The organism is Pseudomonas sp. NPDC089569, from assembly GCF_050280625.1.
Lineage (GTDB): Bacteria > Pseudomonadota > Gammaproteobacteria > Pseudomonadales > Pseudomonadaceae > Aquipseudomonas.
Window position 1 is genome coordinate 19,775 of sequence record NZ_JBNNVQ010000024.1, and the last position, 21,929, is coordinate 41,703.

The 21,929-nt window shown below is 60.4% G+C and carries 14 protein-coding genes; 9 read left to right on the plus strand and 5 right to left on the minus strand.

Translation table 11 applies throughout. From position 1 onward, the window contains the following. Window positions 1-110: 110 nt before the first annotated feature. From ACQKP2_RS12855 to ACQKP2_RS12875, 5 genes are all read left to right on the plus strand, one after another. The gene (locus ACQKP2_RS12855; RefSeq protein WP_427576883.1) at window positions 111-599 is read left to right on the plus strand and encodes a CS1 type fimbrial major subunit; all 489 of its coding nucleotides are present in this window, start codon (window positions 111-113) and stop codon (window positions 597-599) included. Window positions 600-703: 104 nt separating this feature from the next. Next, complete coding sequence (locus ACQKP2_RS12860) at window positions 704-3,226, plus strand: CS1-pili formation C-terminal domain-containing protein (RefSeq protein ID WP_427576885.1); 2,523 nt, start codon at window positions 704-706, stop codon at window positions 3,224-3,226. A gap of 32 nt (window positions 3,227-3,258) precedes the next feature. Continuing rightward, window positions 3,259-4,524 carry a hypothetical protein gene (locus ACQKP2_RS12865; protein ID WP_427576887.1) on the plus strand — a complete coding sequence of 422 codons (1,266 nt, stop codon included), beginning with the start codon at window positions 3,259-3,261 and terminating at the stop codon, window positions 4,522-4,524. A 59-nt stretch (window positions 4,525-4,583) separates the two neighbouring features. After that, entirely contained in the window at window positions 4,584-5,330 is a 747-nt protein-coding gene (locus ACQKP2_RS12870) for a molecular chaperone (RefSeq protein ID WP_427576889.1), read from the plus strand. Between the two features lie 15 nt (window positions 5,331-5,345). Next, entirely contained in the window at window positions 5,346-5,840 is a 495-nt protein-coding gene (locus ACQKP2_RS12875; RefSeq protein ID WP_427576891.1) for a CS1 type fimbrial major subunit, read from the plus strand. A 53-nt stretch (window positions 5,841-5,893) separates the two neighbouring features. On the opposite strand, the gene ACQKP2_RS12880 is transcribed toward ACQKP2_RS12875, so the two are convergent. The 3 genes from ACQKP2_RS12880 to ACQKP2_RS12890 form a co-directional block, all read right to left on the minus strand. Continuing rightward, window positions 5,894-10,561, minus strand: coding sequence for a dermonecrotic toxin domain-containing protein (locus ACQKP2_RS12880; RefSeq protein WP_427576893.1), 4,668 nt, complete (start codon window positions 10,559-10,561; stop codon window positions 5,894-5,896). A 164-nt stretch (window positions 10,562-10,725) separates the two neighbouring features. Next, a complete protein-coding gene (locus ACQKP2_RS12885) occupies window positions 10,726-13,842 on the minus strand; it encodes a transglycosylase domain-containing protein (RefSeq protein ID WP_427576895.1) in 3,117 nt (1,038 codons plus the stop codon). Between the two features lie 233 nt (window positions 13,843-14,075). Next, a complete protein-coding gene (locus ACQKP2_RS12890) occupies window positions 14,076-15,197 on the minus strand; it encodes an OpgC family protein (RefSeq protein WP_427576896.1) in 1,122 nt (373 codons plus the stop codon). 212 nt (window positions 15,198-15,409) lie between these two features. On the opposite strand from ACQKP2_RS12890, the gene ACQKP2_RS12895 reads away from it, so the two are divergent. Genes ACQKP2_RS12895 through ACQKP2_RS12905 form a run of 3 tightly spaced genes read left to right on the plus strand, consistent with a single transcriptional unit; the run spans window position 15,410 to window position 18,230 of the window. Beyond that, window positions 15,410-15,784 carry a GtrA family protein gene (locus tag ACQKP2_RS12895; protein ID WP_427576898.1) on the plus strand — a complete coding sequence of 125 codons (375 nt, stop codon included), beginning with the start codon at window positions 15,410-15,412 and terminating at the stop codon, window positions 15,782-15,784. Then, complete coding sequence (locus tag ACQKP2_RS12900) at window positions 15,781-16,722, plus strand: glycosyltransferase family 2 protein (protein ID WP_427576900.1); 942 nt, start codon at window positions 15,781-15,783, stop codon at window positions 16,720-16,722. The genes ACQKP2_RS12895 and ACQKP2_RS12900 overlap by 4 nt, the downstream gene beginning before the upstream one ends. Further along, window positions 16,722-18,230 (plus strand): glucosyltransferase domain-containing protein, encoded by a 1,509-nt coding sequence (locus ACQKP2_RS12905; RefSeq protein ID WP_427576902.1) that lies wholly within the window; start codon window positions 16,722-16,724, stop codon window positions 18,228-18,230. The genes ACQKP2_RS12900 and ACQKP2_RS12905 overlap by 1 nt, the downstream gene beginning before the upstream one ends. 24 nt (window positions 18,231-18,254) lie before the next feature. Here ACQKP2_RS12905 and ACQKP2_RS12910 read toward each other — a convergent pair whose 3' ends face one another. Together ACQKP2_RS12910 and ACQKP2_RS12915 are read right to left on the minus strand one after the other, a co-directional pair. Continuing rightward, a complete protein-coding gene (locus ACQKP2_RS12910; protein WP_427576904.1) occupies window positions 18,255-19,874 on the minus strand; it encodes an FMN-binding glutamate synthase family protein in 1,620 nt (539 codons plus the stop codon). A gap of 141 nt (window positions 19,875-20,015) precedes the next feature. Beyond that, a complete protein-coding gene (locus ACQKP2_RS12915) occupies window positions 20,016-20,816 on the minus strand; it encodes a response regulator transcription factor (protein ID WP_427576906.1) in 801 nt (266 codons plus the stop codon). A gap of 119 nt (window positions 20,817-20,935) precedes the next feature. Here ACQKP2_RS12915 and ACQKP2_RS12920 point away from each other — a divergent pair, with 119 nt between their 5' ends. Continuing rightward, window positions 20,936-21,757 carry a carbon-nitrogen hydrolase family protein gene (locus ACQKP2_RS12920; protein ID WP_427576908.1) on the plus strand — a complete coding sequence of 274 codons (822 nt, stop codon included), beginning with the start codon at window positions 20,936-20,938 and terminating at the stop codon, window positions 21,755-21,757. The last annotated feature ends 172 nt before the right edge of the window (window positions 21,758-21,929 follow it).

Here is a 21,929-nt window from a genome sequence, read left to right on the forward strand (position 1 = left end):
ATCATTGTTCGGCGTTGAAAGTTCTGCGGCACACAAAACTGCTCGTGACTGTTTTCTGTTCCTGCAGAAGTTTCAATGAATCGAAAATTGATAAAGACAGGTACTGAATGATGTTCAAGAAATTCGCGATTGCTGCTCCACTGGCTGTTCTGGCTCTGGGTTCTTCCGCCGTGTTCGCCGCGGGTGAGGCCCGTCACTCCATCAGCCTGGTCGCCCATGTACCGACCAATGGCTTCTATGTGGTCCCGGTCGACCCGGATCTGGTCAACAAGGACCAGGACATGAGCTACAGCCCAACCACCGGGAGCATGGGCCAGGTCAACGGTTTCTTCGACGTGCGCAACAACAACGGTTCGGTGCACGCCAGCCTGGAAAGCGTACCGAAGCTGATCGCCGGTGCCGACACCATCGACCTGAAAGTCGAGTTCAACAACAAGGAACTGACCACCACGCCGCAAATGGTCGTGGGTGAAGCAGAGTCCGATGTCAACTTCCGTGCACCGCTGCGGATTTCGGCAAAAGGCACTACCTTCGCGCCGGGTGATTACACCGGTGCCGTCACCATGATGTTTGATGCTGTTCCCCCCGTTGCTCTTTGAATTTGATCAAAAGTCATAAGCGTTTACTGGTTTGAGTAACGCGACCGGTCGGCAGTCAACTTGCCGACCGGGATTCAATTTCTATGTAATCAGAGTATTCGTTCATGTTCCCGATGACGCCCATCGCGGCAGCGCTTGCGTTGCTGTTATGTAGCAGTGCATTTGCGGCGCCCACTTCCACTGATAATACGCCGAGAAGTTTGTTGGCCCAGGCCAAGGGGTTGCCGGCGGATTTCGAGGAGCACTTTTTCGATGTGCCACTGGCGGTTCGGGTCGAACTTGATCAACAACCGCTGGGCGAGGCGATGATTGTGTTGTCCCGCGATGACCGGGTGACCTTGCTCGATTTCACCGATACCAGCGAGAGCCGTTTCGGCACCAGTGAGCGTCAGACCTGGGCCGACATTCTCAAGCCCGGCGTGGCGCTGGGTGCCTGCACCGGCCAGTGTCCGGAACAAATGCTGGCGGTTCACTACAACCTGGAAAACTCGTTGCTGTCGATCGTCACCGAAAACGCCGAGCGCGACAGTGAGGCCCGGCGTTTCTACGATCAGCCCGAGGGCGGCAGCAGCGGCCTGATGCTGCGCAACCAGGTCAATCTCAACGGTGGCCAGGACCAGGACCTGGGCGGACGTTTCGGCCTCGAGGCCAGCGGCAGCCTGGGCAACTGGAGCCAGACCTTCAACATGCAACTGGCGCGTCTGGGCGGACCGGACGACAAGACCTTTCACGCCGTGCATGAGCTTTACTCCCAGCGTGAACTGCAAGGCAGTTTTTTCCGCCTGGGCTACTTCACCCCCAATTCCGAAGGGCTGACCCGTCAGCCCCGTTCGTTCGGCACCAGCCCCGACACCGCCGTGGGCGTGATGGTCGGCAGTTCCGACAGCCTGGCGATCGACAGTCCGAAGCCCAGCGTTTACCCCATCTACGTCACGGCCAACCGCCAGGCCTCGGTGGAAATTTTCCGGGATGGTTTGTTGATCAACACCCAGTCGGTGCCGGCCGGTTTGCAGACCCTCGACACCCGGCCATTGCCCGGAGGCATTTACGAGGTGGAAGTGCGCTTGATCGAGGACGGTCAAATCACCTCGACCACCCAGGAGCTGATCTACAAGCCCAACAACTGGCGCAATCTCGATGAACGCTGGCGCTACAACCTGTTCGCCGGCCAGGAAAGCAAACTGCTCAGCAACTGGGACCAGCAAGCCAGTGGCTATGCCACGTTCGGCGCATCGGCCAATTACCTGTTGCACCCCAGGGTGATTCTCGGGCTTTCGGCGCGCCAGGAGCGCGAGAAGATGCAGTTCGGCAGCTCCATCGACTGGTCACTGGCCAACAGCACCAGCCTGTACGCCAACGTCTATCAGACCCAGGCTCATGGCACCGGCATGGATCTGCAGGGCCTGTACAACTATGGCTCAGGCAGTCTGGTGGTCAGCCATAACCGCAGCTGGCTCGACACCACCTACATTTACGACACGCTGCCCGACGGAACCCGCGTGCGTCAGCGCAACGTGTTCACCGGCCAGACCAGCAACTCTTCGCTGGCGCTCAACCATCGGATTAACCGCAGCAATTCGCTGAACGCGCGGGTGTCCCACAGTGAAGGCAACGTCGAAGGTATCGGTGCAGACCTGGGCTGGACACAACGCACGACACTGTTGGGCAGCGATGCCAACTGGCGGCTGTCGCTGTTCGACCGGCCGGGCAGCTTCAGCAGCGGCGATGCGCGCAATCGCGGAGTCGACCTGAGCCTCAACGTGGCGCTCGGCGGCAAAGGCCAGCAAGTGTCCGGCAGCATCGGTTCGCGCACCGCCCGCGATGGCAGCCGCGATACCAATGCGTCCCTCGGTTACCGCAAGGACTGGCAGGATCACGTCCTGCAAAGCGTCTCGGTGACCGCACTGACCGACACCTACGGCGTCGGCCTGTCGAGCCTGGGGAGCTTTGGCACCGATGCGGTCAACGGCGACGGCTTTATCCAGCGTTCGTCCTACAACAGCAATTTCACCGGTGGCCTGAACCTCGACAGCACGTTGGTGGTGGGCGCCCGACACATGACGCTGACCAGTCAGCATCACGGACGCGGTGCCGGGATGATTGTCGACGTCGAGTCCGATATCGATGGCATCGCCCTGCGCGCCGACGATCTGAGCGGCGGCAGCGCAGCGCTGCGTCCGGGGCGCAATTTCATCCCGCTGACGGCTTACCGAAACAGTTCGGTGAGCTTCGACTTCGAAGGCAACCATGCGCCGGCGGCCACCATCGAACCGGCCCGTACCCGCTACCACCTGAACAAGGGAGGCGTGGAGTACCGCAAGGTGCGGGTCATGAAGACCCTGACGGTGCTGGGACGTTTGCTTGACCCGCAAGGCCGGCCGCTCAAGGGCCATCACGTGATCAACCACGCCAGTCGCGGGGTGAGTGAAGTCGACGGGTTTTTCTCGATGGAAATGAACGCCGGTTCGCCGACCCTGGAAGTGCGCTTCGCCGACCAGTTGCTGTGTCAGTTCCGTCTCGACGTCGACCAGCACCGCAGTGAAAACAATGTGTTGATGATTGGTGATCTGCGTTGCAGTCCCGAGACCCTGGCCGATGCCTCGTTCAACCCGCAGAAGGCCGGGTGAAGGGCCAAAGCGATTTTTTGGAGAGTTCAATCATGAGTCTTGCAAGGGCAGTGGCCCAATTAATGTCATGTGGCCGCTGGCTGGGACTGCTGGCCGTGCTGGGAGCACCCGGAGCGCAGGCGGTGACCCAGGAAATCCGGGCGTTGTTCACCCCCGATCCGGCCAATCCGCAGAACAACAGTTTCATCAACAAGACTCCGGAGAGTGGGTACTGCCTGGACAATCCCGTCGAATGCCGCAACAACAAAACGTTCAGCATCCGGCTGCCGATTACCTTTCGCTCGGTCACGGCGATTCAGCCCGGTGCGATCGAGCGCGAAGGTCCGATGTTCCGCACGCCGGCGCAGTGGCGGGCGTTGACGGTGACCAACACCCAGACCGGGGAATCGGAGCAGGTCGAGTTTCGTATTGCCGGCATTGGCTCTCAGTATGTGCTCAGCGATACCGCTGCCAATCTGACCGGTGCGGCCTCGGCGCTGGAAGGACACCAGAATTTGTGGGGTGGCCCTGGCCATAGCTGGGTCTATGCGCCTGCCAACTGTCAGTACAGTGGTGTGGGGTTCTATGGTGACAGCTACTACCGTTTTTTCTGGAAGACACCGACGCCTTCGATCTGCGCGAAGACGGCGAGCTTTCTGATTCCCGAGATGAGTTACAACTATCTGGATTTCGCCTACGAACTGCGCACGCCCAATCCGCTAGGCATGTCATCAGGCCAGTACACCGGCACCATGAGTTATCGCATCGGTTCCGGTGGCGATTTCGACATGGGCGACAACATGCAGCCCGATGACCCGGATCTGACCCTGGACTTTGTGCTGGATGTGCAGCACACCCTGAAAGTCGACATTCCGCCCGGCGGCGAGAAAGTCCAGTTGGTGCCCGCAGGCGGTTGGCAAAGCTGGTTGCAGGCGGGGCGCAAACCCGTGCGCCTGTTCCGTGACCAGACTTTCCATATTTCGGTGTCGTCGCGTTTCAAGATGCATCTGATATGCGAGATCAGCGGTCTGTACGACTGCATGATTCGTGACCCTGTTTCGCAACGGGCTGCCGCTGTAACGGTGGCCGTCAGTCTACCCAAGGGTTTGATGGACCTTCAGGGGCAACCGGTCGAACGCCGGCCGTTACGTCTCGGGCAAAACAATGCTCAGCAGTTCCAGCCCGGGATCTATGTGGATCGGGGCCCCGGGATTCTGCACTTCGAAATATCCCCCTCTTACGTGGACTACATCACCCGTCCCGGTGTGGCTTCCAGTTATTCCGGAGATATCACGGTGATCTGGGATTCGGAAGTCTGACCGGCGCTGCGTGGGTGGCAAGGGAGCGCATCATGTTCAATGGGATGAGGTTCAAAGGTATGAAACGTCTGGTGTTACTGATGGGGTTGAGCGGAGTGTCCCTGGGGCTTCAGGCCGGGCCGCAAATCAACGTCGGGACGGTGTACGACTATCTGGATGGCGACAAGAGCACCTACCTCAAACGGGTGTTCAACAGCGGCGATGCTACCGCGTTCGTCAAGGTCAACATTCTGGAAATCCTTTACGACGCCGACGGCAGCTCGCGTGAGGTCGAGGTCAAGACCCAGGCCGATGCCAGCGCCCGCGATGGCTTGATGGCCAGCCCGGCGCGACTGATCGTACCGGCCAGCGGCATGCAGGGCGTGCGTTTGCTGCACATGGGCAGTCGCGATACCGAGCGCTATTTCCGCGTGCGCTTCGTGCCGGTGGTGCCGGAAAAGGAAGATGAGTTCGCTGTCTCCGCAGAGGAGCGTGACGAGTACAAGAAACATCTGTCCGCCGGGGTCAACGTCATGACCGGGTTCGGCACAGTGTTTTTCGTCCGCCCAAGCCAGGCCCGTTACGACAGCGTGGTCGAGGACAGTGCCGGGCGCTATCGATTGAGCAATAACGGCAACACCGTCGTGGTGGTCGATGAGTTTCGCAATTGTTCGCTCAAGAACGAGACCGACTGCGAACCCGTCACCAAGCACCACATCCTGGCGGGCAAGAGCTTCGAGTTCGAGAAGAAACCCGGTCGCGAATACCGCTTCAATCTGGTCGAGGGCAGCGAGAAAAAAACGCTGCGCATCGCCAGCAAACCATGAAGGCAGGGAGCCGAGATGAGCAAGCAATCAATCCTGATCGGCTGCGCAGGCGTCCTGACGCTGATCAGTGCCTGCGCCTTTGCCGCGCGGGAGGAGCATACCTTCGAAGTGTCCGTGGATATCCCGACCCTGGGCTTCTACGTAATACCCGCCGAAACGAACTGGATCCATCTTGAGCAACAGTTGCCGTGGAATCCCGGCACCTCGACGCTGGGCGGTTTGCGCAAGAACTTCGACGTGAAACATGACACCAGCGCCATTCAGGCCCGCCTTGAAACCGAGCCGTATCTGTCCAATGGCCGTGACGAGCAGAACATTGCTTTGCGAGTCAGCTTCAATGGCATGGAATTGAGTCATGACGCGCAACCCCGGCAAGTGGTATCGGCTGAACAGGCGCAGGCGGGCGGGCGTTTTGCGCTGGAGATTCAGCCGCAAGTACCGGCGGGTGGCTATCAGTCTGGCCATTACTACGGCAGTGTCCATCTGGAATTCAGTGCGGCGGCGCCCTGAACCCGGTCCGATACTCACCTGACAGCGAGCACTGCCAGGTGGGGGCGGGGGGCTTACACACCGGCCTTGTTCATCGCGGTCCGGGTCAGGGTCCGGGCCAGTTGCTTTTCCTCTTCACCCAGTTCAACCAGCAGGCGATCGATCAGCGATTCGCTGATCGGCTCGTCGCAGAGCACCGCAGTCTGCGGGATCGAGAAACCTTCCATCAGCGTCGTGAGCCGTTGCTTGAGGGCTGCGCGTTGTTCCTCCGTGAGCCTGGTGCCAGCCCAGCGCCGTTGTGCGGTTTGCAGGTCATCGAGCTGCTCGAATTTGTTCTGCATGCCTCGCTTGTTGCTTTCCATCCGTACGGGATAACGTTCCTGCAGCCAGTCTTGCCAGAACGCCTGCTCAAGCATGCGGTTCACCAATCCATCCCCCTCGCTCAGCGCCAGCACCGTATCACTGGCCTGATCGATCATTTCATCACTGACCCCCGATACCGGCCGAAACAGCATGCGCTGCGATTGCCATGGCAGATCCAGGCGGCGTGCCAGGCCGGTCTGATAGGCCAGATAGACCTCCACTTCATCCGGGTCGCCGGAGCGACTGGCCATGTCGGCCCGGGCAATCTCGTTGACCATGTCCAGGCGCGCCGCGCCTTTGGCCAGGGTCACCAGTTTTTGCTCTGTTTGCTCGGCACTGATGGAGTAGGAGCGCGCCTCCGAGGCCAGCACTTCGATGCCCATGTTGTTGAACAACTGCGCCCCGGCGTCGGCGCAGCGCACCGGATCGATGGCCATGAGGAACAGCTTTTGCCGAAGACGGGTGTCGATGTAGACCGCGTCCATCGTTCGCCACACGCGTTGCAACAGATTCTCCCTGGCTTGTCCGCCAGCCCTGAAATCAGCCGAGTTCTGGGTTTCAATCAGCGTGGATACAAACTGTCTCGCATCCGGTTCGTCGATCAGTTCCAGCCAAAGAACGTCGCGATCGATACCCCAGCCCGGTACATCGTTCCACTGCGAGGCGGTGGGAAATTGATTCAGTGATGGATTCTGCTCGGTGGAGTCCACAAAAGGCTCGGCGGGCAATCCGTTGGAGCGGCGCAGGGTTTGAAACACCAGCCTGTCTATCTCTGACAGGTGCTCGACGCTCAGACGCGTGTTGGCAATGATCAGCGCTTGCGGTGAGCCAGGCACTGCCTCGGGTATCCGGGCCAGCGGGTTATCGCGCAGATCAAGGAAAAAGCCACGGGGTCGGGGCTTGGCAAATGTGCCTTCGGGCCAGGTCGACAGACCGGTGTTTCTCAGTGCCACCACCATCAGCCGCGGCATGCGGCCAATGTGCGGCGCCAAGGCCAGCGGATTGTTCTCCAGCCTGAGAATTTCCAGGCGGGTCAGGTTTTTCAAGCGCTCCACCGCCGAGGCATCCAGCACGATCAGGTTGTCGCTCAGGCGCAAGCGCTCCAGTTTGGGCATGGTGCCGATGTTCTTGGGCAATTGTGTCAGTGCACAGCCCTTGGCACTGAGTTCACGCAGGTTCGGGAAGTCCTTCAGCAGGCCGAACCATTCGCTGGAAAAGCGAGTGTTGTCCAGCTTCAGTACGTGGACCTTGTCGAGAAATTTCTTCAATACCGGGCGTTTTGACCAATACGTTTCCAGATCCAGCGGCAGCAACTCTCGGGACAGGTCGAGCGTATAGCTGTCCGGATCGGTACGGCTGCCGAGTTCGGTTGTCTTGCGCTCGAAACACTCGGTCAGGCGCTCGACGATGTGCCGTCCGCCGCCGTCGCGAAAGGCGCTCGCGCCGGGTCCCCATACTTGCGGTTGCTGGTATTCCCAACGATTGAGCGTCACACGCAATTCGTCGAGGTCGTCTTCATGCTGTTCGATGGCCTTCATCGGCTCACCCCTGACGATCAAGGCGTCGGCAAATGCATCGACTTCGCTCGCGCTGAAATGCGGGTACAGATCCTCGATGCGCTCATGCAGGGATACGCCGCCTCGAGTGAGGGCGCCGCCGCGCAGCAGCAATTCGGTTTCACGTTCGGCAACGGCGCGGACCGGCGGTTGTGCGAGCAGGATTCGGCGCTCGGCGGGCGGCGCTGTCTTGACGATGATCCACTGTCTGAACAGGTCTGCGTCCGCTGGCCCGTAACCCAGTGTGCGTTGCCCGTCGACACCCAGGGCATGCAAGACCGCGGGCAAGAAAAACTCGGCGTCATGGTCGGGTTGCTCTGCGCCATCGAGCACACGATAGGTGCCCGCGTCGTCGCGAACCATCACATGCCTGCGCGAAGCCCCTTCAGGCCCGATACGGCAGCGCAGTTCTCCATCGAGGCTGCCCTGGCGGACTTCAAGGATCAGGTCGGCGAACACATCGCTGTGCACGACCAGGGTACCGAGCACCAATCGTTCAGTATCAGGATTGGCCAGGGTATCCCGGTACAGGCCATGGGCGGCGCGTACCGACAGGGTTTCGAACTGGAGCTCGTGGGCACGGTGCCTCAGGCGCAGCGACAGGCGCTTTCTCTGCGTGATGTGTTCACGTTCCGCTTCAGTCGTCTCTGCGATGACTTTTTCCGCAAGGGATACCGGCAGTTCGGGAAAGTCTTCGAGCAACAGGGCGACGCCGGCGGATGGCGTTGCAACGGCGGTCTCGGCAGAGGTTCCAAGGCGTTGCAGGGTATCGGCCAGCAGCGGAGGCGGTGGGGCGTTTTCCAGGTGCATCCGGCGCAGTTCTGCTTCCTCGGTGCCGCTGATCAGGCGAATCTGTTCCAGTTGCGTATCGCTGAAGGCGTCCGTGGCGTGGCCAAGACGACGCATCAAAACCGGGCCTTCCCACTGGCGCGGGTTTTCCGTTTCGCTGACCCAGGCACCGTGGCCGTTATGGCGCAGGATCGGTGCATAGGCATCGGCTCGTCCGGGGTGCCTGATTCGCTGTTGTGCCGTGACCGGATCTTGATCGACTTCGAAGAGTTGATTGTCCAGGCGCAGAATACGCCGGCCCTGATGCAGGTAAACCCCCGATGCGTCTGGCCTGGCGTCCGCCGGCAACGTCAGGTTCGGTTGGCGGTAGGGAGCAAGGTCCGGGTTCCACAAGCGGGTCCTGCCATCGGCCGACTGCACGGGTTTGAGCCCCTCGAAAAATGGCGAAAGTTTTGTTTTTGCGACGTTACCCAGCGCGCCCGCCGCCGCAAATGCGCCCAACTGGACAACGCTCTCTAGGACGCCGAGGGTCTGTTCACCGGCTTCAAGCAAGCGACCCTGGGCCAGATCGACAATGCCCTCGATCACCTCATCGGTCAGCTGATACGCGGTGTAGGCCAGCATCAGCTCGCCCAGACCCGGCACGAAGGGCGTCACTACCAGCAACGCGACATTGAGGATGTCCGAAAGCATCTTTTCCAGGTTGTCCCACCACGCCCAGCGCGCCATGCGGTCGGCGTAAGCGGTGGAAATCGCAATCTCCCGCGCGTCGTTGAAAATCTTGTTGAGTTTGCATTGGTAGAGCCAGTCCCAGAGATCGCCGGTGTATCGGGTCTGGCGATCATCGGCGAGCCGCGAAAGGCAAAATTGAAGATTCGGGTTATCCAACGGCGTTTCCCGCCAACTGGGCAAGTTGCTCCCGGCAGGAGTCTGGTGCCATTTCACCTGGCTCAAGCGGTTGTTGAGCCCGGCAAAGAAATGACCGCGTTGGTGTTGCGCGACGAATTGGCTGAAAAACATCTGGTAGCTGTTGGTTGTGGCGGTCTGTGATGTCGAGCCGTCGCGCAACTGTCGGGTGAGTTCGGTGACGAATGCCAGTCCGGAGGAATACTCCTTGAGCGGGTGTTGCGGGTCATGGGGTACATAGGCAATCAAGGGCACGGGCGTTGTCGCCGATAACACGTCGGCGCAGATCACCAAAATGCCGGTCAGCGCGGTATCCATCATGCTCAGGCTGTAGCAGTGAACGGGCTGGCCGCGCCAGTGCAATGGCTGGCGATCGTCAAGCAGGCCGAGGATCACACCGTGGGCTTGCTCGCCGATGTCGCCTTTGAGCAAAGCCATGCCGGCAGCGACTCTCAGGGTTGCCTTCTGGCTTTGGATGACCTTCAGGCGCAAGAAATTCCGCGCCAACGGGTTGTCAGGGAGCAAGTAATCCTTGAGATACCGTGCGTACTGTCCGCCGATGTCCAGTTCCCGACAGAGTGCCGTGAACTGCTCTATGTTCACCGGCTTGCGCAAATGTATGGAGGTGAAGTGGCCACGGGCGTCGGGCGCAGTGATGAAGGCCGAGTCGGCATGGAATGTTTCATCACTGGAAAAGTTGTGCAGTGCTGCATCGAGCACCGACACGGTTCTGCTGCGTGTGCCCGATGCGAAGTCGTGGACCCACCAGCTATCGCTGCTCGCCGGTGAGTACAGGTGCAACCAGAGGTCCTTGACCTGATTGTCGATGCCGAAGCGCTCTTTCAGGGCCCTTTGCAGCAGGGGCTCGGCGAAGGCCTGCACATCCAGCAGGCCGCTGAGCATCTGATCGACTTTGTTTTGTGCAAGCCAGTGTTGCCGGACGGCGTTCTTCAGGTGTCGGTGTTCAGCCGCTGAGGCCCGGTGGTGCCAGTCGGGCAGGGTCAATCGCACCTGGGTCAGCGGCGCAATGCGGTGGGGCGCAGCTTCGGACAGCCATGGCGGGATGGCGCTCTTGACCAGGTCGTGATGGATGCTTTTCTCAGGGGAAGAGTCAGTGGAGGAAGGCATGGCTGGATCGTCCGTGATCAATGAATGGACGATCAGCCTAGGTAAGACGATGGTCGAAAAAAAGCGCAAATAGCCATTTGAAAGGACGGTTACGTCGGCATTTCGTACTCAAAATTGAAGAGTGAAAAATGCAGGGTTACCGCCACTGTTTGTCCGATCCTCGTTCAGTGTCCGGCCGATGCCACCGTCCCCTGGCACATAGTATTGGTGCCCGGTTGCAGGTACGGCATCAGGATCGGCGCCATGCCCTTGAGCACTTGCACCGGCAGCGCCGAGGTGAAGGTGAAGCTCTCGGCCGAGCGTCCCGGCACGAAGGCGGTCAGGGTGCCGAAATGGTGATCACCGATGTAGAACACGAAAGTGGCCGTACGGTTGAGCGATTTGGAACTCAGGATGCGTCCGCCGGAGCCGATGGCTTCGATGCGGTTGTCACCGGTCCCGGTCTTGCCGCCCATGGCCAGCGGCTTGCCATCGGCCAGTTTGAAGCTGCCGGACACCCGTTTGGCGGTCCCTGCGTCCACCACTTGCGACAGGGCTTCACGCATGGCCGCGGCGACCTCGGACGGCATCACCCGTTTTCCCACGTCCGGATCATTGATCAAGCGGGTTTCGTAGGGTGTATCCGCGGCAAAGTGCAGGCTGTCGATGCGCAGCGTCGGCATGCGCACGCCATCGTTGAGGATGGTGCCGATCAATTCGGCCAACGCCGCCGGGCGATCACCGGAGCTGCCGATGGCGGTGGCCAGCGACGGTACCAGATGGTCGAACGGATAGCCGACTTTCTGCCAGCGCTGATGAATATCGAGGAAGGCTTCGATCTCCAGCATGGTGCGGATACGGCTGTCGCGGGCCAGCTTGTGCCGGCTCTTGAACAGCCAGCTGTAGACTTCCTGGCGTTCGAACTGGCTGGCTTTGACTATGTCCTTGAAGGTGGCATCCGGGTTGTTGAGCAGGTAGCCCATCATCCACAGGTCCAGTGGGTGAACCTTGGCGATGAAGCCCTGGTCCGGCAGGTCATAGTTGCCGGGCCCATAGGCCTGATAGAGCTTTTCCAGACGCTCGTCGGTGAGTTTTTCGGTGAGCTTTTCACCATCCAGGTGCGAACGTACGAACGTGTTGAAGCTTTCCTGACTGGCATTGGGCAGCAGGTAGCGGTGTACGGCAGCCATGCGGATGGGCGTCGCGCGAATGCTGTCGAGGAAGGTTTCCAGCCGCGCCTGTGTGTCCTTGTTGCGGTATTTCTTCCAGAACTTGAGCAGGAACGAAGTGCCCTCGCGGTCGGCGAAGGAGGCCAGGTACTCCTGCCGGCGCGGGTCGCGGTCGTCCAGGAACAATTCGGCGCGGTTGTTTGGACCCGAGTAGGTGGTGTAGCGCACCAGGTCGCGCATCAGGCGAATGAAGGGCAGGTTGATAGATTCGCGCAAGGCATCGCGCAGGGTTGGCATGCGGCCGTTGTCTTCCTTGCGGAAGTTGTGGAACACGTGGAGCCCGCCGCCGGTAAAGAACGCCTCGCCGGGGCTGGCGGAGTATTTGCGGTCCAGCGCGGCGCCGAGCATGGGTGGCAGGCTGCGATCCTTGGCCTGGATCAGGTAATCGACCACCCAGCGGCTGATATGGTCCTGCTCCGGTACATCGACCTTTTTCAGTTCCGGCACGCTCATGCCGGCATATTTGTCGTGCAGCTCGGCGACGATTTGCAGGTAGGTGGTGAGCACGCGCATTTTCGCCGTGGAGCCCAGTTCCAGCTTGCTGCCTTCGTTGATGTCGAACGGCTGGTCGGTGCTGTCGGTCTGTACCCTTACTCGCGAGCCGTCCGGTGTCAGTTCGAACAAGGTGAAGCTGTAGCGCACCTGGGTGGTGCTGGTGGGGGTCAACAGGCGTTCGCCCAACAGGCCGAGCTGCGCGGCATAAACCGGGTCGGCGAGTTTTTTCAGATAGGCCGTCGCCTCGGTTTGCAATTCACCTTGCAGGGTGCTGGTGGCCGAGAGATCGAGGCGGTCCAGATCGTAGAGTGGACGATTGAGCATTCCGGCCAGCCGACTGCGCGCCACGCTGATGCCCTTGTTGGTTTCGATCGGTTGAATGGTCGGCTGGGTCGCCCAGTCGCGGTAGGTGACCTTGCTGGCCAGTGCCGCGGCGGCAAAGGGGGCGTCGATCACGTTGTTCTGAGCGAGCAGGCGAATATGGCTGTCGGTCAGTTCGGCCAGCTCATCGCGACCCTTGGTCAGGTAATGGGAAGGGCGGCGCTGGGCAATCATCAACGACAGCATTTCGCGCAGGGCCAGGCCTTTTTCCGCCAGGCTTTGCGGATCCGTCGCATTGCTGGCCAGGCGTTTGTTGGCCTCGTTGAAGTCGGCGCCGTACCACACGCGCAAACCTTCGGCCATGCCATGCACTTCACCGTGACCGGGTACGGCCGACAGCGGCACGCTGTTGAGGTAGTCACGCACCACGTTCTGCCGGACCACGAGGGTGTCCGGCCCGGACTGATAGGCCCGCACGCTGGCGGAAATCATCTGGCGAATTTTCTCCCCGCCCGACACGGTCAAGCCATCGGGGGAGTGCCGGTACTTCTCCAACTGCGTGGCCAGGGTACTGCCGCCCGCCGACTGGCCGGGCAGGTGCAGCATCTTGGCGACCTGGGTGTAGGCCGCCATGCCGAACCTTGGCCAGTCCACCGCCGGGTTGGCCAGGGGCTGGCGGGGGTCGAGCAGGAAGCGGTTTTCGATGAAAAGCAGGCTGTTGACCACCACCGGAGGGATCGACTCGAAGCTCGAGTAGAGTTGCTGCGGATAATTGAACTGGTACAGGGGCGCCGCACGGCAATCGGTGATCGACAGACCGGCCTGGATTTTCTCCGCATAGGGTACGAAAAAGCCTTTGTCGCTGTATTTCATCAGCGCCGGGGAAAAGCGGGTCTGGGCCGAAATCACAAAGTCGCGTTTGAGCAACCTCGGCAGAAACTCGTCCAGGGAGCTGTAGCCCAGGCGCTGATCGAACGGGCCAGCGCCCGGGTAATGAATCGCATCGCTGGGCCCGGGCTTGAGTTCATAGCCCAGGGTGGCGGCGAACTTGCTGACTTCCCGGGATTGAAACCTCGATGTACGCATTTCCTTGGCGGCCGCCAGGCCCACCACAATGGCAATGATCAACAAGAGCAGCCAGAAGGCTTTCCAGCCGTGTTTGGAGCGACGGGGTTTTACGGGTACAGGCGGCTCTTCATCCACACCTTCAGTCGGGACCACGGATTTACTCGAATCGGTTTGCCATAGAGCGCCCATAGACGACTGATCCATACATGCAGATTGATCGGACTTGTCTGAAGCTTAGACGGTGGATGGCGTTGGTGAAAAAATTGTAAACCGCCAACCATCGGTTAATGGCAGCAAAAGGGCATGGCAAATGGCCCCGCTGGCCACTGTAGGAGCGAGCAAGCTCGCGATGGACTCAAGGACACCGCGGGCATTCAGACAGCCAGCGTTATCGTTGACGACCATCGCGAGCTTGCTCGCTCCTACAGGACTGGGATGGGTTTTAGGTCCAGGCGTTTGTTGAATTCCAGCCACACCGCCAGCAATGCCATCAGGCCGGCGCCTGCCAGGGCGGTGAAGATCTGCATGGCGAAGGCATCATCGGTCAGGGCGTTGAGCATGTCCGCCAGGGGCGCCAGCAATACACCCAGGCAGAAAATCTCCAAAGAGAAGCGCCCCATGCGACAGCTTTGCCGTGCCAGCCAGTTTTGTGTCCAGCCGGTATCGGGAAGCAGTTTTGCGGTGACATAGGCCAGCGCCAGAAAGTGCAGCAGGCGCGCAGGGGAAAGATTGGTCTTGCTGATCGGGTACAGCAGATCGCTCAGGATGGCCGGCATCAGCGCATCGTGAATGTGCGGCCAGCGCCACGACAGGGTCAGCATCCCGGCGAACACCGCATACGCCGCTGCCATGATGAACAGCGGCTGGCGCAGCAGCGGCCGGGTATCGGGCTGCCGTGGGCGCTGTGCATGGACCGCTGCGGCACCGCCGAGGACAAACAGCAATTGCCAGGCCACCGGGTTGAAGTACCACACGCCATCCTTGATGGCAGCCAGGTTCCAGCCCAGCCATTGGGCCATCAGGTAGAGGGTCGTCGATACCGCCACCACGGCCCAGGTCTTGCGCACCATCCAGGGCAGCACCAGCGGCAAACCGGCCAGCAGCACGATATACAGGGGCAGCGGATCCATCAGGTTCGGCTTGAAGCGCAGCAGCAGTTCGTCAATCAGAGCCTGTTGAGGGCTGGCGATGAAGTGGTGCATGCCCATTTCCTCTACCAGGTCGCGGGTTTCCACATGGCTGTTGGCGAAAAAGACGATGCCCATCAGCATCGCCAGCAGGAAGATGTGCACCACATACAGGACCCAGGCGCGCCGCAGGATTTTCACGCAGGCGATCAGGTAGCCGTCGCGCGCAAGGATCTTGCCGTAGGCCAGCACGGCCGCGTAACCGGCCAGGAATACGAACACTTCGGCGGCATCGCTGAAGCCGAAATTGCGCAGGGTGATTTGACCCAGAGGGTTGTGGGGCACGTGATCCCAGAAGATGAAGATCAGTGCCAGACCGCGAAAGAAATCGATCCGGTGATCGCGCGCTGGTGTCATGACGGCGGGCTCGTAAACGGGGGTTGAACAGAACGGCGCGCAGGGTGGCCTCATTTGTCGCCAAATGCAAAAAAACGGGTGTTTCGGAATGTCTCCCGGCGCCCCCCGAGTCCCTGACCGCTGGTCTGAAAGCCAGGCAAACCTGCGATTTATGACAGTAGACAAGCTCAAATATTCATGGGGGGCACACTATCCGTTACAGGATCGTCAGCATGAGACGGTTGTGGAAAGGGTTGTCCAGCTACACGGTCATCGGGGTCGCCAACACGCTGATCCATTGGCAGATTTTTTTCCTGCTCAGTGTGGCGGCAGGGTTGCGCCAGGCGATCAGCAATCTGACGGCCTTCTGTGTTGCCGCCACGTTCTCGTTCTACATGAATGCGCTCTACACTTTTGACGGCAGGCTCTCGGTCGGCGGTTATCTGCTGTTCATGGTGGCAATGGGGGCACTGAGTTATGGCGTTGGCCATGCCGGTGACCTGTGGCGATTGCACGGTTTGCTGACGGTGGTGATGTTTTCGGCGTTGAGCCTGGTGTTCGGTTTCCTGTTTTCCAAGTACGTGGTGTTTCGCGAGCGTGACACATGAGACTGTCGCTGATCGTCCCGGTCTTCAATGAGGAACAGGCCATCGAGCTGTTCTATCGCGCCGTGCGTCACGAATTGAATCTGGGCGCCGCCGAGGTGGAGATTGTCTTCATCAACGATGGCAGCGCCGATGGCACCGCCGAGCGAGCGTCCGCCCTGGCGCAGGTGGACGATCAGGTGATGCTGATCAACTTCTCGCGCAATTTCGGCAAGGAGCCGGCACTGTTCGCAGGTCTTGAGTATGCCACCGGCGATGCGGTGATCCCGATGGATGTCGACCTGCAGGACCCGGTCAATGTGATTCCGCAGTTGGTCGAGCAATGGCAGAAGGGGGCGGATGTGGTGTTGGCCAAACGCCGTAACCGTACCACCGACGGTTATCTGAAACGCCACAGTGCCTCCCTGTTCTATCACCTGTTGAATCGCATTTCGTACACCCGCATCGAGGAAAATGTCGGCGATTTTCGCCTGATGGATCGCCGGGTGGTCGACGTGATCCGCACACTGCCCGAGCATCAACTGTTCATGAAGGGGGTGTTGTCCTGGGCGGGGTTCAACACGGTGCTGGTGGAATACGAAAGGGCTCCGCGCGTGGCGGGGAGCAGCAAGTTCAACGGCTGGAAGCTGTGGAACCTGGCGCTCGAAGGCGTGACGTCGTTCAGCACCTTGCCGCTGCGTTTGTGGACTTACATCGGCGGCGTGATCTCGATTTTCGCGGTGCTGTACGCGGTCTACATGGTGCTGGACAAGATTTTTTTCGGTAACAGCGTGCCGGGCTATCCCTCGCTGATGACCGCCATTCTGTTTCTTGGCGGCGTGCAGCTGATCGGTATCGGCATCCTCGGCGAGTACATCGGCCGGATCTACATCGAGGCCAAGCACCGGCCGCGCTATGTGGTCAAGGACATCGTCGGCGGCAGGCCGCGAGGCGGCCCCTGATGGGCAGGTTCAGCGACACTATCACCCGTGAGCTTGGGCGCCGACAGGTCGGGTGGTTTTTCCTGCTCGCGACCTTTGCCTATGTCGTGCCGTTGGTCCTCGCCGACTATCCCTACATTGATGACAACTGGCGTTCGCTGTCGGCCGGGATGGCCTGGGCGGAACAGGGCCGATTGTTCGCCGAGCTGTTCTACAACGTGCTGACCTTCACGGGGGCAGCCCCGAACATCTTTCCATTGCCTTTGCTGATCGCCACCCTGGCCATGGCCTGGGCACTCACCAGCCTGACATTTCACTATTTCCGCCAGCCAACCATGGCCTGTTGCCTGGTGCTCTTGCCGCTCTGGTACAACCCGTTCCTTTTGCAAAACCTGTCGTATCAATACGATGGTGCGCCCATGGCGCTGAGCCTGGTGACGATGATTTTCGCCATTACGTATCGCCACCCTTCGCGCAACATGCAATGGCTGGTGCCGTCGTTTCTGATCGCCCTGGCATTGGGGCTGTATCAAATCAGCCTGAATGTATTTCTGGGGCTGTGTTGCCTGGAGCTGCTTCGGGCTGCGAACGACAGATTGCCCTGGCCGCAGTGGGGGGCCCTGATCGGTGGAAAACTCGCTCAGCTTGTACTGGGCGGGTTGATTTACGCTGTCACGGCTTATCCCTTCATGGGCAACGATCGCGCGTTGTTTGTGCAGTGGTCGGCGCATCCCTTGCTGCAAATCGACATCAACATCGCCCGCGTGCTGGAAAAGGTCCTGTTACTGTTTCATGGCGGATTCATCTGGGTATTTGCCGGGTTGCTGCTGTGCGCCCTTGTCGGTGCGGTCCGTTTGGGGAGCCGCGTCATCGAACGCAAGGAAGGCGGGGCGAAGCGGCTGTTGATCGGTCTGTCATGCCTGCTGAGCGTTGCGGTTGTGACGCTGTTGGTGTCGGGGGTGGCGCTGTTCTTTCGTGACTTCAATGAAGGGGCCAGAACCCTGATGGGCTTCGGTGTGCTGCTGGTGCTGCTGTTCTATCTCGGTTACCTGGGATTGGCGCCGTTGCATGAGCGATTACCGCTGCTGTTGCTGGTGCCGCTGTTGGCAATGCTCTCGTTGTCATTTGCCTATGGCCGGGTCCTGACCGTTCAGAAAACCTTTCACGCCAATGCGCTGTACAACCTTGGGCGCGATATCGACAGCCATCCGGCCCTGCGCCAGGCCAAGCGCATTTACCTGTCGGTGACCTATTCCGACCACTGGCTGCCGGCGGCGGCCGGTTCATTCCGGCAGTTGCCGGTGCTGCACTATCTGCTCAACACCGACTATTACATGCTGGCGGAAAACCTGCCCAAGGTAGGCATCACCAATGTGATTCTGGAGCGGGAGCGGCGTAATGCGACGCACGTGGGTTATCAACAATTCCCGCCGCTGGTGGAGACCCCGTCCTACCGCATCTACCTGATCGGCGATTACGGTTTCATCGTCATGAAGGAACCGGCCCCGATCAAGGCGCTGCGTTGGTGAGGCGCCATGCCGGGGCCTGTCGGTTCAGGCGGCGGCTATTTCATTGGGCTCGAAACTGTCGGCCCGCGCCATCTGCCACATCCGCGAGTAGAACTCGCCATTCACTTCTCCCGTCAGCAATTCACCGGGTTTGAGAAACACATGCAGCTGCGAGAACAATTTGATCTCGGTCGCCGACATGCGCCGCACCAGGTGTTTGGCCGACAACTGCGAGGGGTGCTCAAGACCGGCGGCGGCGAGCATTTCGGCCAGGGTCTTGAGGGTGTTGCGGTGGAAGTTGTAGACGCGCTGGGCCTTGTCCGGCACCACCAGGGCACGCTGGCGCAGGGTGTCCTGGGTGGCCACGCCAGTTGGGCATTTGTTGGTGTGGCAGCTCTGCGACTGGATGCAGCCGATGGCGAACATGAAGCCGCGCGCCGAGTTGGCCCAGTCGGCGCCGATGGCCAGGACGCTGGCGATATCGAAGGCGCTGACGATCTTGCCGCTGGCGCCGAGTTTGATCTTGTCCCGCAGGTTCAGCCCCACCAGGGTGTTGTGCACGAACAGCAGGCCCTCGCGCATCGGTACGCCGATGTGGTCGGTGAACTCCACCGGCGCAGCACCGGTGCCGCCTTCCTTGCCGTCGACGACAATGAAATCCGGGAGGATGCCGGTTTCCAGCATGGCCTTGGCGATACCCATGAACTCCCATGGATGACCGAGGCAGAACTTGAAGCCCACCGGTTTGCCGCCGGACAGCTCACGCAGTTGCGCGATGAAATGCATCATTTCGATGGGGGTGGAGAACGCGGTGTGACGTGACGGTGAAATGCAGTCCTGGCCCATGGGGACGCCACGCGTCTCGGCGATTTCCTTCGTCACCTTGTGCTTGGGCAGGATGCCGCCGTGGCCGGGCTTGGCGCCCTGGCTCATCTTGATTTCGATCATCCGCACCTGCGGGGTTCGCGCTTGCTCGGCAAAGCGCTGCGGGTCGAAGCGGCCGTCGGCGGTGCGGCAACCGAAGTAGCCGCTGCCCAGCTCCCAGGTCAGGTCACCGCCGTGTTCCCGGTGATACGGGCTGATGCTGCCTTCGCCGGTGTCGTGGGCGAAGTTGCCGAGCCTGGCGCCCTGGTTCAATGCGCGAATGGCGTTGGCGCTGAGTGAACCGAAACTCATGGCCGAGATGTTGAACACCGAGGCGGAATACGGTTGGGTGCACTGCGGGCCGCCGACCGTGACGCGGAAGGTGTTCGGGTCGCTCAACGGCGCCGGGCGCATGGAGTGGCCGATGAATTCGAAACCCGACTGATAGACGTCGATCAGGGTGCCGAAGGGTTTGTCGGCGGATTCATTCTTGGCCCGGGAATAGACCAGCGAGCGCTGGGCCCGGGAAAAGGGCAGGGCATCGCTGTCGGATTCGAGCAGGTATTGGCGGATTTCCGGGCGAATGCCTTCGACCAGATAACGGATATTGCCCAGGATCGGGTAGTTGCGGCGCACCGCGTGGGGGCTTTGCAGCAGGTCGAACACGCCGATCAGGCTGAGGACGCCGGTGACGGCCGTGATCGGCCAGAGCCAGTCATAGTCGAGAAAGGGCAGGCTGATGAGGGTAAACATCACGCAGGCGACAAAGAAGGCGTAGCGGCTCAGGAGTGACAGGCTCATACGGTTTCCTTGGGTTCGGACTTATCAATGACCTGTAGGAGCGAGCAGGCTCGCGATGGTCGTTAACGATAACGTGGGGAACCTGGCACCCCGCGGTGCCCTGTCTTCCATCGCGAGCGTGCTCGCTCCTACAGTTTTCAATCAGGCATTTTGGGCCTGAAGAAAAATCGAAAACAGCTCGGACTGGGACTTGATCCCCAGCTTGCTGTACATGTGTTTCTTATGGACTTTCACGGTTTCGATCGAGATTTCCAGTTTGCGGGCGATTTCCTTGCTGGAGCAGCCGCTGAGCATCAGGCGCCCGACATCCAGCTCCCGCGCGGTCAATTGCGCGCCCTTGAGTTGCTGTACCGACGCTTCCAGCTGCACCCGCCAGTCGGCCTGAGCCGGTGCGGGGGCCAGCGCCACCACTTCATTGATTTCATAGGGTAGTCGCTGGCGCAACAGGCCGAGTACCCAGGGTTGAATCAACGACAGCAAGGCGATCTGTTGCGCGCTGAAACGCTGTTTGCTGCCCAGCGACAGGCACAGCGTACGATCGCCTTCGAGTTGGCAATTAAACTGGATTTCATCGGCCACGACATTTACACGAAAGTATCGTTGATAGTACTCGGTCAGTTCGAAGTGCTCCGGCGCCACCTCCGACAGACGGTACAGGCCGGTGCGCGATTGCTCGCGGCAGGCGATGTAGAAGGGGTCGAGCAGGTACAGGCCGCGCAGGTAGTCCTGGAACAGCTGATCGGGGCTGCCATCCTCACCCGGGCATTCGGCGAACACCTGCGGGTGCTGATCGGCGCTGAACAGCAGCGCCACCCAACTGTCGCAGGGCACGTACTGATCCAGCAACCGGACCAGTTGGGTCCAGAAATTGGGCTTGTCCAGGGCATCGATCAATTGCCCCACCGAGCGGTGCCAGGCGATGTCGTCCAGCGAGAGTGTCATGCCTCTACCCCTATCGTGTTACCCCGGCGGCGTGATTTCCCGGCCGCTTGCTTGCTGCGCATACTGGCGCACAGACAGCGACCGGGCAATCTCTCCGGCGCTCAGAACAAGGACAACCCATGAAAGTCGAACTCGCCCAACTGGCGGGCCGTGACAACGACACGGCTTACAACCTCGAGCGCGCCCTGGCGGCCATCAACGCCTGCGCTGCCGATACGCAACTGATCATGTTTCCGGAAAGCCACCTGATGGGCTTCCCTTCGGCGCAGTCCGTGGCCGAGGTTGCCGAACCGCTGGACGGCCCGACCGTCAGCGCCATTGTCGCCGCCGCCCGTGAGCGCGAGATTGCCGTGGTCATCGGCACTGCGGAGAACGATAACGGCCGCTTCTACAACACCACGTTGCTGATCACGCCAGAAGGCATTGCGCTGAAATATCGCAAGACGCACCTGTGGGCCTCGGACCGTGGCGTCTACGAGGCAGGCGACCGCTACGCCACCTGCCTGTGGAACGGTGTTCGCGTGGGCCTGTTGATTTGCTACGACATCGAATTCCCCGAGACCGCCCGCGCCCTGGCGCAACTGGGCGCCGAGTTGCTGCTGGTGACCAACGGCAACATGGACCCTTACGGCCCTACTCACCGCACCGCGATCATGGCCCGCGCCCAGGAAAACCAGGCGTTCGCGCTGATGGTCAACCGGGTGGAGGAGGGCGATGGCGGGCTGCTGTTCGCTGGTGGCAGCGCGCTGGTCGATCCGGTGGGCACGCTGATGTTCGAGGCCGGTCGCGATGAAGGACGGTTTGCCGTGGAACTGGACCTGAACCGCTTGGCGGCGGCGCGCCAGGATTACCGCTATCTGGACGATCAGCGGCTGAAGTTGCCGGGGGAGATGATTGAACATGCCTCCGGATTGCGTGAACTGCTGATTCCTGCTCGCTAACTGATCGTTCCCACGCTCTGCGTGGGAACGCATCAACGGACGCTCTGCGTTCGGCTTTTGCTTGGGGACGCGGAGCGTCCCTGGCTGCATTCCCACGCGGAGCGTGGGAACGATCAACCCGAAAACCCTGCGCCGAACTCGGCTCTGCCATAAAACCAATAATTCCGGAGTA

Excerpts from the sequence above, each read along its gene's own strand:
- ACQKP2_RS12855 (WP_427576883.1), top strand. The coding sequence starts at position 111 with ATGTTCAAGAAATTCGCGATTGCTGCTCCACTGGCTGTTCTGGCTCTG.
- ACQKP2_RS12860 (WP_427576885.1), top strand. The coding sequence starts at position 704 with ATGTTCCCGATGACGCCCATCGCGGCAGCGCTTGCGTTGCTGTTATGT.
- ACQKP2_RS12865 (WP_427576887.1), top strand. The coding sequence starts at position 3,259 with ATGAGTCTTGCAAGGGCAGTGGCCCAATTAATGTCATGTGGCCGCTGG.
- ACQKP2_RS12870 (WP_427576889.1), top strand. The coding sequence starts at position 4,584 with ATGAAACGTCTGGTGTTACTGATGGGGTTGAGCGGAGTGTCCCTGGGG.
- ACQKP2_RS12875 (WP_427576891.1), top strand. The coding sequence starts at position 5,346 with ATGAGCAAGCAATCAATCCTGATCGGCTGCGCAGGCGTCCTGACGCTG.
- ACQKP2_RS12880 (WP_427576893.1), bottom strand. The coding sequence starts at position 10,561 with ATGCCTTCCTCCACTGACTCTTCCCCTGAGAAAAGCATCCATCACGAC.
- ACQKP2_RS12885 (WP_427576895.1), bottom strand. The coding sequence starts at position 13,842 with ATGGGCGCTCTATGGCAAACCGATTCGAGTAAATCCGTGGTCCCGACT.
- ACQKP2_RS12890 (WP_427576896.1), bottom strand. The coding sequence starts at position 15,197 with ATGACACCAGCGCGCGATCACCGGATCGATTTCTTTCGCGGTCTGGCA.
- ACQKP2_RS12895 (WP_427576898.1), top strand. The coding sequence starts at position 15,410 with ATGAGACGGTTGTGGAAAGGGTTGTCCAGCTACACGGTCATCGGGGTC.
- ACQKP2_RS12900 (WP_427576900.1), top strand. The coding sequence starts at position 15,781 with ATGAGACTGTCGCTGATCGTCCCGGTCTTCAATGAGGAACAGGCCATC.
- ACQKP2_RS12905 (WP_427576902.1), top strand. The coding sequence starts at position 16,722 with ATGGGCAGGTTCAGCGACACTATCACCCGTGAGCTTGGGCGCCGACAG.
- ACQKP2_RS12910 (WP_427576904.1), bottom strand. The coding sequence starts at position 19,874 with ATGAGCCTGTCACTCCTGAGCCGCTACGCCTTCTTTGTCGCCTGCGTG.
- ACQKP2_RS12915 (WP_427576906.1), bottom strand. The coding sequence starts at position 20,816 with ATGACACTCTCGCTGGACGACATCGCCTGGCACCGCTCGGTGGGGCAA.
- ACQKP2_RS12920 (WP_427576908.1), top strand. The coding sequence starts at position 20,936 with ATGAAAGTCGAACTCGCCCAACTGGCGGGCCGTGACAACGACACGGCT.